This is a genomic window from Marinitoga sp. 38H-ov (genome assembly GCF_011057715.1).
GTDB lineage: Bacteria > Thermotogota > Thermotogae > Petrotogales > Petrotogaceae > Marinitoga.
Genome location: NZ_LNGH01000025.1, coordinates 26,721 through 40,174, shown reverse-complemented (window position 1 = coordinate 40,174; position 13,454 = coordinate 26,721). Strand labels below are relative to the sequence as shown.

Genomic DNA, 13,454 nt, shown 5'->3' with positions numbered 1-13,454 from the left:
TTATGTTGGTGATTTGCTAAAGACTATATATCAACTATAAGAAAAGCTATTAAGAGGTGCTACTCCTGATAATCTCATTATTAGGACAGATAATGTCCATTTGCTAAAATTACTGCTGCTTTTATGGATGAATTAAACATTATTCATGAATTTGGTTACAAGAATAATCCTAACTCTCAAGCTTATGTCGAGTCATTTCATTCTAGCGTTCAATGTGAATTTGTTGAATCTATTGAATTTAACTATATTGATGATGTTTATAATTACTATATTTCATACATTTATTTTTACAACAGACCTCATGGTTCTTTATATTATTTTACTCCAGATTTCGTTTTTAATCTTTTTTCTGATCAATATAATAATTCTGACTTAGAAGAATTTAAATCAATTAAGTTTAATGATTTTATTGTTTGTAAATGTTTTCCTTATTTCTTCTCCAATAGCCAGGGGGCAAGCCGCTCCCTTACTACAAAGAAAAACATGATAAATTAGTTAAAAGAGGTAAATTAAAAAAAGTTTCTTTAACAGCAATAACAAGAAAACTAGCTGAATTAGTATATACACTTCTCAAATATAATGTAAAATATGATCCAAATCATTTAAACAATGCCATCGTTTTAAATAATTTTAATATTGCAAAGGATAAATAAATTATTTTAATAATAGTTTTTAAACTATCAGCATTTTGCTGAATGGGGTGTTTTTACTTATAAATTTTAATCTACAAAAATTTTAAATATTCCTTTTATTACCTATTGACTTTTTAGAGAATACACCCTATTTTTTAACGAAACTTGCAACAGTAACGGAATTATCATAAATTTATAACTCTGCCCTATTCCTTGAGTTACAATACTAGAAAACATTAATATAAAATTGATATATATTATCTTATTAATGATTTTCGAATTTACATTGTCAAAATCGTGTACATAAAACAAATTATCTAATATTCCTATTATCATACCAAAAAAAGCAGAGAAAAAAAGCCCCACCCATTTAAAATTATAATATAATTCCCCAGGAAAAGTTGGTGTCATTACTAAATTTTCAACTTTATATTTAGTCATTCTTAATGTTTCTATTTCAGCAAAAGATTTGATAGAAGTAAAAAGAGCCTTAAAATCTCTAATATATGTAATACCTATATCATTTTTTTTATAAAATAAATATTTAAAGTTTTTATAATTTATATAAAAAATCCTATCAAAAATACTTTCTGATCCTCTAATTGAAGAAATATAAAATAATAAATATAGAATAAATATTGAAATGAAAATTATATTAAATATTTTTCTGTGAATAAACGATTTATTATAAAACAGTATAAATAATAATATGTATAATGGTAAATAAATAGTAAAACTTAAAAATGCTGTGTTTATATATACACTCATTAAAAAAATGAATAAAAACAAGGATAATAATATATGTTTTTCAAGAAATTTTTTAGATAATATCATCATAAATATAGGGAAAGAATAATATATTAAATATTTTTTATATCCTCTTATTAAAAATAGTCTAGCCAAATATGGATTTTTTGATACTATCGGAAATCCATAAAAATAATAGAGACATATAAAAAATACTAATAATATTATGCTATATATAATTACTCTATTATAACTATAGTAAAAAGGCGCTTTTTTCAATTTAAATATTCTTCTTCCTATAAGGAAAAATAGAACAAAAAATATATTTGTAAAAAAAGAAAATAAAACTAATTCATAATTTAAACTACCTTCTTTATAAACATAATATACAACCCCTATATAAAAATAAAATAAATAAAGAAATTGAAAATAAAATAAAAAAAATATATTTTTTTCCCAAAAAATATATATAGATATAATAAAGTATAATATTGTAACGACACTAAATATATTTAGTACCAATACTTCCCCCCCACATTCTTTATGTATTTTTTTGCTCCTTTTGATAATTCTATTTTGTATTTTTCTTTTGAGTAATTTAATTGATTAAATCTTTTAATTATTTTTATTAAACATATAAAATTTTTACATTTTAAAATACCCCAAATATTCCAAAGTATAAAATGACTTATTAATAACTTCGTATCCCCTAATAAACTACCTATGAAAATTTTATTTGATGCTAAATGTATATAATATTCTATAGGTTTTAATCTTGTTTTATCGCTCTTTTTATGTAAAACAATTAAATCATTAGAGTAATAAATTTTAAAACCATTATTAATTACTTTATAACTTAAATAATATTCTTCCATACCATAAAACAAATTTGAAGGATAAAGTTCCTTTTCATTTTTAACTGCTTCTCTAAAAATAATATGACCAACACCTACAAAATGATAAGTAAAAAAAGATTTATTCCCATTTTTATTTAATTTAGTTAGCGGTATTTCTTTATTTCTGATATTTCCCCCCATTCCTAATGATTTTACACTAATAATTCCAATTTTTGGGTTTTTATTCTTTATAGAAAAAATATTACCAATAAAACTCTTTTTATTAATTATTTCAGCATCATCATCTAAAAAAATCAATACATCAGCTTTTGAATTCTTGAATAAGATATTCCTTCCTTCGGCTACTCCAACATTTTTTTTAGAATAAATAATATTGTGCTTAATTTTGTCCATTTTTTCAGAAATAAAATTCCTTATTTGGGATTGATATTCTTCTTTACTACCATTTAATAAAATTACTATTTCATAATCATATTTTTTATTTAATGTAATTGTTTCATATATTGAATCTAACGCTTCCTTCAACTCTTCAAGTCTATCATTTGTCATTAATAAAAACGATAACGTCATATTTATCTCCTTTCATCAATCTCAATATTTCTAATAAGTTGCAAAAAAAATTCACTAGCTTTTAATACCGAAAATTTATTAAATCCATAATCATAAAAAGCTTTACAAATATAGTTTTTCTCTTTAATACTTAAATTTAAGTATTTTTTTAGTGTATTATTCAAAGCAATAATATCGCCACTTTCCAATAGAAAAAAATCTCTAAACTCTAGTGGGACCTGTTCTGAAATTGCACCAACATTAAAACCAATTATTGGTCTTGAGTGCCTATATGATTCTACAACAACACCTGATTGAGTAGCACTATTATAAGGTAAAATTGTAATCTGATTATCATAAAAAAATTTATCCATTGTATATTCATCAACATACTCATCTACCAAATTAATATTTTTATACTTTTTTAATTCAATTTTAAGATGCTCTAGTTTTTTTGAGATTTTTCCTACAATATCAAATATAATATTATTGTTTAGTTTAGCTAATTCAATTATATTTTCAACACCTTTATAAGGGTTTATTCTTCCAAAAAAAAGGACCTTATTTTTGTTTTGTTCTATTTTATGAAAAGGCTTCCATTCATGCCATAAGGGAATAACTTTTACTTTGGTATTTGAAATCGAATAAGTTTTTATAAATGGTATTTTCAACTTTTCACTATGTAATATAACTATATCTGATTTTTTTGAAATATATTTATTATATATTCTAACATTATTTGAATCCTTTTCTCCTTCATGGGGTATTGGATCATGAATACTATGAATTATTTTAACTCCATATTTTTTTAGTGTATTTATCAAAAAAATATTCCAAACATGCGATGATAGAAAGTATATTAGATCAATTCTTTTTGATTTTAAAACCTTAATAATCTTTTTTATTTCAAAAAAATTAAATGTTTTAAATTCAAGCCCTGGTCTTTTTGGAACATTGATAAAGAAATTATTGTCATCATAATTAATATCAAAATATGTCTTTTGACTTGTCAGAGTAACGATTTTACCTTTATATTTTTCCTTTAAACTTTCATATAATGAAAATACATATTTTTGCATATCGTAGTTATTCGAAAAACTAATTAAAGCAATATTGTACATTATTTCGCTCCCCTCTTCCAAAACACTGCTTCTATTGTTTGTAGTATTATTCTTAAATCAAATAATGTTGATCTGTTTTTTACATAATATAAATCATAACTGAGTTTTATTTTTGTATCTTCTTGCGATGAAGCATATTTAAACATTATTTGTGCCCATCCTGTCAATCCAGGTTTAACCTTGTGTCTTGCATAATAAAAAGGAATCCCCTTATTAAACTCCTTAACAAAAGGAATTTGTTCTGGTCTAGGCCCAACTAAAGACATATCTCCTTTAAATATGTTTATAAACTGTAAGGTTTCATCAATTCTAATAGGTCTAATTAATTTTCCAACTTTCAATATTCTATCTTTTTCATCATCAGCAAATTTAGGTCCATTTGTTTTTACATTCTTCATACTCCTAAACTTATGCATTGTAAAAGGCTTTTCATTTTTACCAATTCTTTCTTGCTTAAAGACAATAGGTGTTCTATCTTCTATAAATATCATTATTGTTGTTATCATCATAAATGGTGAGAAAATAATTAAAGCAATTGAAGAACCAATTACATCAATAATCCTTTTAGCAGGAGATTCATAATCATGTTCAAAAATAACAGAATAATATTCTTTGAATTTTATAGCAACTTCTAAAGGAATTCTTTTTAAATATTTTTCTACAAGATTTGGTAAATATTCAATTTCTATTCCCAATTCCTTATACTCATCAAGCTTATCTTTTACATTTTCCTCTAATTTAGGATCAGTTATTAATATTGCATCATACTTGTGTTTTTCTTCCTTATTTACAAACCTTATAATCTTATTAATCCTATTAACTTCATATATAGAAAATCCATCATTTACTAATTCATCTAAGGTTATAGGTGAAGGGTTAATGTAATCAACAAACTTTAGTTTATTCAATGTTTTTTCTTCTAATTCTTTTAATACATTACCTATTTCATCCTCTCTTCCTATAACAAGATATCTCTTTTGATTTGCGTGTTTTTCAAAAAGTGAATACTCTATCTTATGTATTGATGGAAAAATAATAAGACTAAAAATGAAGTTATAAAAAAAGGTATCTCTTGTAATTATATTATCAAAAAAAGGATATATTAATAATATTAAAACAGAACCTAGAATAAAACCAGCAAATATTCGTATAACAGATTCATTTAGCGAATTCATTGTTTCAATATCATATACTCTAAAAGCATAAAAACCCAAAAATATTGCTATAGATATCAATATAGATAAATACCATGAATATTGAAATAATATGAAATTTAATGAAAACAATATAATTAAGTCTATTATCTTAGGAAATCTTCTCATAATAGTCTCCTTATTAAAACTATTTTTAAGTTAATATGCCCTATATCATTTTACCACATTATGTATCAAATAGTTGCTACCTTTACCGTTTATATATTTTAACACTTAACTCAATATATTTCAAGTACTTTGTGAATATGTATATATTTTTTAAAAACGAATTAATATATCAAATGTTTAATATATTTCATATATATCAAATGTTTAATATATTTCATATTAGAAAAAACATAGAAAATATTATGGAAAATACTTGATTATGTTTTCTAAATATAATGTTATAATTATTTGGAGGTACAATAATATGAAAAATTTTTCATATTATAGATTTTAATATAATTGAAAGAAAAAATGAAATATTAAGAAATATTTGGCAATATTTGAAATAATTTAGTATATGAATATATAAAAATTTCTGGTATACTACATAAAGAAAAAAGAAATGGGGGATAAATATGAAAAATTTCATAGTAAGTACAAAAGTAGGTAGTATAATTGGATATGTTAGAGAAAATAAAATAATTCAAATAGAATTATCTAATGAAATATTAGACGATTATTATGATGAATATACAAATAATTTTTATTATAAGATAAAGGAATATTTAGATGGAAATGATGTATTAGATGAAATACCATATGAAATAACATTTAAAAATGATTTTGAAAAAAGAGTATTAATAGCTTTAAAAAACGTAAAATTTGGAAATGTAGTATCATACAAAGGGCTTGCAATACTTGCAGGATATCCAAATGCAGCAAGAGCTGTGGGAACAGTAATGGCAAATAATAGAATTCCATTAATATTTCCATGCCACAGAGTGATAAAAAGCAATGGTGAAATTGGAAAATATGGTGGTGGAGAACCATTAAAAAGATACTTATTAGAAACAGAAGGTATAATTATAAAAAGGGAAAAAGTATGTAACGAATTTTAACTTATATAAAACATTTAAGAATAAATATAAATATATAATAAATATTGTTATCAATATTTAAATAATAACAATATTATAGTTATTATGACAATAGTAAAAATTATTTTGAGGTGATTCAAATGTCAAAAAGATTACATCCGAAAATATTTAAAGTGCCTATAGACAGAATTAGAATGGGATATTATTCTGATAAGTATTTTACAAGATATGTAGAAGTATTAAAAAAAGACAATAGGCATGTAAATGTATTATACCAATACTTTCCAAGGCAAGATTGTGTAGTAGTTGGTATTGATGAAGCTCTTGCAATACTTAGATTTGGAACTGGGTATTATAAGGATGAGGAAAAAGCAAATGAATTATTCAATGAAATCTTAGATTTAGAAAAAGCATTACAAAATGCTGCACATAATATGGACAAAGATGAATTATTAAATATAACTGCAAAAAAATGGGATTTAAGAATGATGTTAAATGACCTATGGGTGGATAAATGGGATGAAATAGAAGTAAAAGCATTATATGATGGTGATGAAGCAAAAAATATGGAACCTATATTAACCATAGAAGGAGATCCTGCATATTTTGGATATTTAGAAACAGTATTATTAGGCGTATTAGCTAGAGCAACATCAACAGCAACAGCTGTAAAAAAAGTAGTAGAAGTAGCAAATGGAAAACCAATATTATTCTTTAGTGCAAGATTTGATCATTTTTGGGTACAAGCAACAGATGGATATGCTGCACTGAAAGCTGGTGCATTTGGGGTATCTACAGATGCAAATGCAGATTATTGGGGTATAGAATCATTAGGTACAATACCTCATGCATTAATAGCATCATATGAAGGAGATACAGCTGCAGCTGCAATAGCATTTGACAAACATATAGAATCTAGTGTAAATAGAATGGTATTAGTAGATTGGGATAATGATGTAATAGGTACAACATTAAATGTTGTAGCAAGATTCTATGAACATATAACAGGTGAAAAATACAAACCAGGAATTAGTGATGTAACAAAAATAATTGGACCAGGGAAAAACAAAATATGGGGTGTAAGATTTGATACCTCAGGAAGTTTAAGGGACAAAAGTGTTACACCAAGAGATAAATCCTCATTAGGTGTAAATCCTGAGTTAGTATGGAAAGCAAGAAAAGTATTTGATGAATATGGATTAAAAGACTTAAAAATAATAGTATCTGGTGGATTTGATGCAGAAAAAATAAAATTATTTGAAATGCTTGATGTACCAGTAGATACATATGGAGTTGGATCAAAACTATTAAGAGAAAAAGTAGACTTTACAGCTGATATAGTAGAAGTAAATAAAAAACATTGTGCTAAGGTTGGAAGAAAAAAAGGAGATTTCTCTAGACTATCGGTAGTAGATAAAAATTATTGGGATGAACAATGTAATAATATATAAAATGTAATAGTATATAAATTAAAGGAGGAGTTAAAATGGAAAAAGGAACATGGGTTGTAAAAAAAGGTTTTGCTGAAATGTTTAAAAACGGGGTTATAATGGATGTAACTACAGCTGAACAAGCAAAAATTGCTGAGGAAGCTGGAGCAGTTGCGGTTATGGCTCTTGAAAGAGTACCAGCAGATATTAGAAAAGCTGGTGGAGTAGCCAGAATGGCAAGTATATCAAAAATAAAAGAAATAATGGAAGCTGTATCTATTCCTGTTATGGCTAAAGTTAGAATTGGACATATAGCAGAAGCTAGAATATTAGAAGCATTAGGTGTAGATTTTATTGATGAATCAGAAGTTTTAACACCTGCTGATGATAAATATCATTTAAATAAACATGATTACAAAGTACCTTTTGTATGTGGTGCAAGAAACTTAGGTGAAGCATTAAGAAGAATTGCTGAAGGTGCAGCAATGATAAGAACAAAAGGTGAAGCTGGAACAGGAAATGTAGTGGAAGCAGTAAAACATATGAGACAAGTAATGGATGAAGTAAGATTAGTACAAAATATGCCTGATGAAGAATTAGTAACATATGCAAAACAAATAGGTGCTCCTGTTGATTTGGTTTCAGAAGTTAAAAAATTAGGAAGATTACCTGTAGTTAACTTTGCTGCTGGTGGAGTTGCAACACCTGCAGATGCTGCATTAATGATGTTATTAGGTGCAGATGGCGTATTTGTAGGATCAGGTATATTCAAATCAAAAGAACCAAAGAAAATGGCAAGAGCAATAGTTGAAGCTGTATTACATTATGATGATCCAGAAAAATTAGCTCAAATAAGTGAAGATATAGGAGAAGCAATGGAAGGATTAGAAATTGATCAATTAGATGTAAAATTACAAGAAAGAGGATGGTAAATTTGAAAATTGGTGTATTAGCTGTTCAAGGAGATATTAGAGAACATGCAAATATGATTGAAAAGATTGGACATACACCAGTATTAGTTAAATCAATTGAAACATTAAATGAAGTAGAAGGTTTAATAATTCCTGGTGGAGAAAGTACAACTATATCAAAATTAATGAAAAAAACAGGTATTTGGGAAGAATTAAAGAAAAAAGAAGGATTTCCAATATTTGGAACATGTGCTGGTATGATAGTTGTATCAAAAGGAATAGCAAATTATCCACAACAAGAAACATTAGGACTTATTGATATATATGTTGAGAGAAATGCATATGGAAGACAAGTATTCTCTTTTGAAGAAATATTAAAGTTCAATGGAAAAGATATAAAAGTTACATTTATAAGAGCGCCAAAGATTGTAAAACATGGAGAAGAAGTTGAAAGATTAATAGAATTTAAAGACGCACCAGTTTTAGTTAGACAAAATAATATATTAGCTGCATCATTCCATCCTGAAATAGAAGATGATCCATCAGTTCATGCATATTTTGTAGAAGAAATGGTAGCTAAAAAGCAGGTGAAATAATGATACCTTTACATAGTTTTTTGGGTCATTTTGTCGCAGATCATGCATTTTCCAATGTATACTCAGATAAATTAAAAATAAGGAATAATTTAATAACTCATATAGTATGGAGTATAATAGCAATATTAGCTTTTACATTTGATTCATTAAAAACTCCATTAGGTATAATAGCATTTTTAGTATTAGTATCATATCATGTATTTATTGATATATACAGAACAAAAGGAACAACATTTAAAAAAGAGTTATTATATTTGTCAATAGCATTAATTATAAACATTGTGTTTTACAAAGCATATAATAATTCATACATATCAACAGAGTTTATATATTATATTATAGGTATGATGTTAGCAACCAGTTTTGGTTCGTTTATTGAAAGGACATTTAATATAATTGATCCACAATTAAAAGATACTGCAGGTGCTTCAGAAAGATTAGCTATATATATTTTTATTAGTAAATTCAAAATTGAATGGGCATTAGTTGCTATATTTGCAGGGTTAATATATAGGTTCTTTGTTGTTGTTAAAGAAGAATCAAAAGAATGGGTATTTTCGCCAGTATATGGTGCAATAGTATCTACTATTTGGATTCTTTTAATGAAATCAATTTTTTAAAAAAGTATGATTTGGGCAATATCAGATATTCATGGAATGTATGATAGATTATTAAATTTAATACAAAAAATACCAGAAAATGATAAGATCATTTTTCTTGGTGATTATATTGATCGAGGGCCAGATTCAAAACTGGTCCTCGATTTGCTATTTCAATTAAAAGATAGAGCAATATTTTTAAAAGGCAATCATGAAGATATGATGATTGATTATTTAGAAAATAATGATAAATATTTAGAAGGTATATGGTTTAGAAACGGTGGACTATATACCTTAAAAAGTTTTAATAATAATTTGGAAGATAAATATATAGATTTTTTAAAATCATTAAAATTATTTCATATAGAACAAATAAATAATCAGAAATATTTATTTGTTCATGCAGGAGTAAGATATGGAGTTAAATTGGATGAACAAACAGAACGTGATTTATTATGGATAAGAAGTGATTTTTATATGCAAAATGAAAGATATAATGATTATATAGTAATTCATGGTCATACTCCAACATTTTATATAACTGGAGAGTATGATGTATATTATCATAAGGATGAAAATAATAATATTATAAGCATAGATATTGATACAGGATGTGTGTATGGTGGAAAATTAACAGCATTAGGTATAGGAGAGAATTATAGGATATTGTATGGATAAAAAACATATGAATATTCATCGAATATTCATATGTTTTTTATATTATATATCAAATATATTTTACTTTTTGTCAAATAAGTTGTATGATTTTAATGGGAGGAGATAAAAATGAAGAATATGTTGAAAGTATACAGAGCAATGTATGATATGACTCAAGAAGATTTGGCTAATAAAATACGTGTTTCTAGACAAACATTAATTATATAGAAAAAGGAAAATATTCTCCTTCTGTTGTATTGGCACTAAAAATAGCAAAGATTTTTAATTGTACAGTAGAAGATTTGTTTATATTAGAAGATGAAGATTTATATTATTGAAGGGGATAAATAAAATGAGAAAATACATGTTAGAAATAGAATTATTAATAACTGTATTAGTATCATTTAATTATTCATTCTCATTATTATTCTTAATAGTATATTATTAGAATTGTATAAAAGTAAAAAAATTTAGATTAAATGGATAGATATTATTCCTGAAAAAGAACTATATATTATTTCCATTACTGTTGAAAAATTTGTTGTATGTTGGATATATGTTAAATAGGGAAAAGGTAATAAAAAGAACAGGATATACTATATTTTTAATATTAACATTATTTACAGTGTTGTCTCATGGTTTTTCTATAGTAACTTTGATTGAAATGATGCCTTGGATATTAATATTATTAGCAACATGGATAGGTATTAAGTATAGGATAATAGGATCAATAATATTTTTTGGTGCTGCAGGATTTATGACTTTTTTAATATTTAGAAATGAAATTTATTCTGCACAAATATTAACCTTTTCATTAGTAGCAACTCCGTTATTGTTTTTGGGTTTCCAAACCATTAGAAAGGAGTGAGAAAAATAATTATAACAAGTATCATAATATTATTATTACTATTTCATTTGCAAATAATTTTTCATACTCTGTTGGAATTGCAGTATCAGGAGCATTATTTCCATATGTTGGAGTATATTATACTGAGATAAAGTCCAAGTTGGAGCTTCCTTTGGTTTTATATTCGGTCCAAATGATCAAAATCCAGAAGAATGGATTTTATGTTTTCACCGGAATTAAATTTAGGATATTATGTAACAAAAAAATGTATATAGGAGCAGTGTTAGTAGTAACACCATATCAATATGAACAATTATATTTAACAGGAATAGGTATTAAATATGGAATATCAATAAATGATAGTTCTATTAATCTAATGTTATATGGTAATTATATTATCCTATTAGTGCTGGCGAAAGATCCTGGGAAGAAGGAAGAGATATGAATCCATATATACCAATACCATTCATTCAAGGTGAATATGAGTTTTAAAAAAAGCAGTGAGGGTTTTCCTCACTGCTTTTGAATTTATAACTTGTAGTATATAGTTATTAATTATCATTAAAAGATACAAATTCAACAGTACCTCTTTGTTTAACTGGTTGAGAGTATAAATCCATTAATGCATACACTTCTTCTGGCATATCTGTTGAAACATTTAATCCAAATTCTTTAGCTTCTTCTACTGTAATAGGATAATCATGAGTCCATCTTCCTTCAGTTAATATTTGAGATAATTTATTAGCCTTTTTTTCTTCCATTTTATCTTTTAATATGGAAAATATGAACTTTTGAACTTGAGAAATAGATTTTTTAGCAACATCTGCTAAAATTAGTGTTTGATCATCAACCTTATCAACACCCTTTTGTTCAACTGCTCTTACTATACTAGGTGCAGGATTTTGTCCTAATTGAGGATCAACAGGTCCTAAAACAGCATGTGGATCCATTATAATTTGATCAGCAGCTAATGAAATTAATGTTCCACCACTCATAGCATAGTGAGGAACTATAACTCTTGTTTCTGCAGGATGGTCATGCAAAGCTTTAGCTATTTGTGTTGCTGCTAGAACAAGGCCACCTGGTGTATGTATGATTAAATCAATAGGTTTATCTTTTGGAGCTTTTCTAATAGCTCTTAATATTTCTTCACTATCTTCTACATTGATATACTTGTAAAATGGAAATCCTAAAAATCCCATACTTTCTTGTCTGTGTATTAAAGTAATAACTGTAGAGTTTCTTTTCTTTGCTAAAGATGACAAAACGCCTTTTCTACCTGCTATTAATTGTGCAAATTTCATTTGCGGACCAAGTAAAACATAGAACATAAATATTAACCACAATAATGATCCAAAAAATCCTGTTGTCATAGTACCACTCCCCTAATTTAGAGATAATAATTAATTATATTATTATTTTAGTTAATTATAACATTTTTTAAAATTAATACAAAATTATTATTATAATAAAATTAATAAAAAACTGAGGTAAAAACCTCAGTCATTATTTTTATCTTCTCCCCATTTGTTTATATCCTTGGTTAGACATATTTTCTTGTGGTTGAAAATTACCTCTTGGAACAAAATTTCCATTTGGATCATGTGGCCCATAACAATTATTTTGCATTTGGAAATAACCTCTAGGAGCAAAGTTTCTATTTGGAGCTTGATTCATAGGAACTTGATTTATATTTCTTCCTCTAAATCCTTGATTTGCAACTGGAGCTTTTGGTGTGTAACCTGGTAATTGAGTATTTACTCTCATACCTCTAGCAGCACCTCTAAAACCATTTAAAACAACTTCTTCACCATCAACTTTTGTTTCAACAGGGTTAAATATTTTACTATCTTTTAAAACAACTTCAAAACCTTTTAATTCAATTGATTTTCCTACTTCTAAATTTTTTGCGAAATAAGAATTTGCATGAATTTCTACAACATCACCATCATCGGTTTTTACTTTGACAATTAATAGACCAGGGAAATCTTCACTTTCTTCAATAGAATCAATATTACCACTAACAGTAATTAAACTCTCTTCATCAAATATACCAAGAACACCTTGATAATTTTGATAAACAGCATTATCTTGATTTACTCTAGGAGCATTAGCGTTAAAAGCAAAAATAGATGATGCCATCAACCCACCGACTAATAATACAGTTAAAAACTTTTTCATAATAACACCTCCACAGTATTTTTTATTTTTATTATTTTTGTCTTTCGACACTAGTATAATAACTTATAATACTTAAAGAAAACTTAGT

The 13,454-nt window shown here is 25.9% G+C and carries 15 protein-coding genes and 1 pseudogene; 10 read left to right on the top strand and 6 right to left on the bottom strand.

What is annotated here, in order from left to right; all coding sequences use genetic code 11:
- Positions 1-123: 123 nt before the first annotated feature.
- Positions 124-495, top strand: coding sequence for an integrase core domain-containing protein (locus AS160_RS08170; protein WP_165147555.1), 372 nt, complete (start codon positions 124-126; stop codon positions 493-495).
- 260 nt (positions 496-755) lie between these two features.
- Here AS160_RS08170 and AS160_RS08165 read toward each other — a convergent pair whose 3' ends face one another.
- The 4 genes from AS160_RS08165 to AS160_RS08150 form a co-directional block, all read right to left on the bottom strand.
- Positions 756-1,535: a hypothetical protein gene (locus AS160_RS08165; protein WP_165147552.1), complete on the bottom strand. Its 780-nt coding sequence runs from the start codon at positions 1,533-1,535 to the stop codon at positions 756-758.
- Positions 1,536-1,891: 356 nt separating this feature from the next.
- Positions 1,892-2,806, bottom strand: a complete 915-nt coding sequence (locus tag AS160_RS08160) for a glycosyltransferase (protein WP_165147549.1) — start codon at positions 2,804-2,806, stop codon at positions 1,892-1,894.
- Positions 2,807-2,808: 2 nt separating this feature from the next.
- Positions 2,809-3,906, bottom strand: coding sequence for a glycosyltransferase family 4 protein (locus AS160_RS08155; RefSeq protein ID WP_165147546.1), 1,098 nt, complete (start codon positions 3,904-3,906; stop codon positions 2,809-2,811).
- Positions 3,906-5,228 (bottom strand): sugar transferase, encoded by a 1,323-nt coding sequence (locus tag AS160_RS08150; RefSeq protein WP_165147543.1) that lies wholly within the window; start codon positions 5,226-5,228, stop codon positions 3,906-3,908. The genes AS160_RS08155 and AS160_RS08150 overlap by 1 nt, the downstream gene beginning before the upstream one ends.
- Positions 5,229-5,683: 455 nt before the next feature.
- Between AS160_RS08150 and AS160_RS08145 the strand changes: the two genes are divergently transcribed.
- From AS160_RS08145 to AS160_RS08105, 9 genes and pseudogenes are all read left to right on the top strand, one after another.
- Positions 5,684-6,166 carry an MGMT family protein gene (locus tag AS160_RS08145; protein WP_165147540.1) on the top strand — a complete coding sequence of 161 codons (483 nt, stop codon included), beginning with the start codon at positions 5,684-5,686 and terminating at the stop codon, positions 6,164-6,166.
- A 119-nt stretch (positions 6,167-6,285) separates the two neighbouring features.
- Positions 6,286-7,596 carry a nicotinate phosphoribosyltransferase gene (locus AS160_RS08140; RefSeq protein WP_165147537.1) on the top strand — a complete coding sequence of 437 codons (1,311 nt, stop codon included), beginning with the start codon at positions 6,286-6,288 and terminating at the stop codon, positions 7,594-7,596.
- 35 nt (positions 7,597-7,631) lie between these two features.
- Positions 7,632-8,507: a pyridoxal 5'-phosphate synthase lyase subunit PdxS gene (gene pdxS, locus AS160_RS08135; protein ID WP_165147534.1), complete on the top strand. Its 876-nt coding sequence runs from the start codon at positions 7,632-7,634 to the stop codon at positions 8,505-8,507.
- A gap of 2 nt (positions 8,508-8,509) precedes the next feature.
- Positions 8,510-9,082: a pyridoxal 5'-phosphate synthase glutaminase subunit PdxT gene (pdxT, locus tag AS160_RS08130; protein ID WP_165147531.1), complete on the top strand. Its 573-nt coding sequence runs from the start codon at positions 8,510-8,512 to the stop codon at positions 9,080-9,082.
- Positions 9,082-9,702: a hypothetical protein gene (locus tag AS160_RS08125; protein WP_165147528.1), complete on the top strand. Its 621-nt coding sequence runs from the start codon at positions 9,082-9,084 to the stop codon at positions 9,700-9,702. The genes pdxT and AS160_RS08125 overlap by 1 nt, the downstream gene beginning before the upstream one ends.
- Before the next feature lie 6 nt (positions 9,703-9,708).
- Positions 9,709-10,359, top strand: a complete 651-nt coding sequence (locus AS160_RS08120; protein WP_165147525.1) for a metallophosphoesterase family protein — start codon at positions 9,709-9,711, stop codon at positions 10,357-10,359.
- Positions 10,360-10,467: 108 nt separating this feature from the next.
- Positions 10,468-10,676: pseudogene (locus AS160_RS11630) on the top strand (helix-turn-helix transcriptional regulator).
- 191 nt (positions 10,677-10,867) lie between these two features.
- Positions 10,868-11,206, top strand: coding sequence for a hypothetical protein (locus tag AS160_RS08110; RefSeq protein WP_165147522.1), 339 nt, complete (start codon positions 10,868-10,870; stop codon positions 11,204-11,206).
- A gap of 244 nt (positions 11,207-11,450) precedes the next feature.
- Entirely contained in the window at positions 11,451-11,630 is a 180-nt protein-coding gene (locus AS160_RS08105) for a hypothetical protein (RefSeq protein ID WP_165147519.1), read from the top strand.
- 106 nt (positions 11,631-11,736) lie between these two features.
- On the opposite strand, the gene AS160_RS08100 is transcribed toward AS160_RS08105, so the two are convergent.
- Together AS160_RS08100 and AS160_RS08095 are read right to left on the bottom strand one after the other, a co-directional pair.
- The gene (locus AS160_RS08100; protein ID WP_165147517.1) at positions 11,737-12,558 is read right to left on the bottom strand and encodes an ATP-dependent Clp protease proteolytic subunit; all 822 of its coding nucleotides are present in this window, start codon (positions 12,556-12,558) and stop codon (positions 11,737-11,739) included.
- Between the two features lie 139 nt (positions 12,559-12,697).
- Positions 12,698-13,366 carry a hypothetical protein gene (locus tag AS160_RS08095; RefSeq protein WP_165147515.1) on the bottom strand — a complete coding sequence of 223 codons (669 nt, stop codon included), beginning with the start codon at positions 13,364-13,366 and terminating at the stop codon, positions 12,698-12,700.
- Positions 13,367-13,454: the final 88 nt, after the last annotated feature.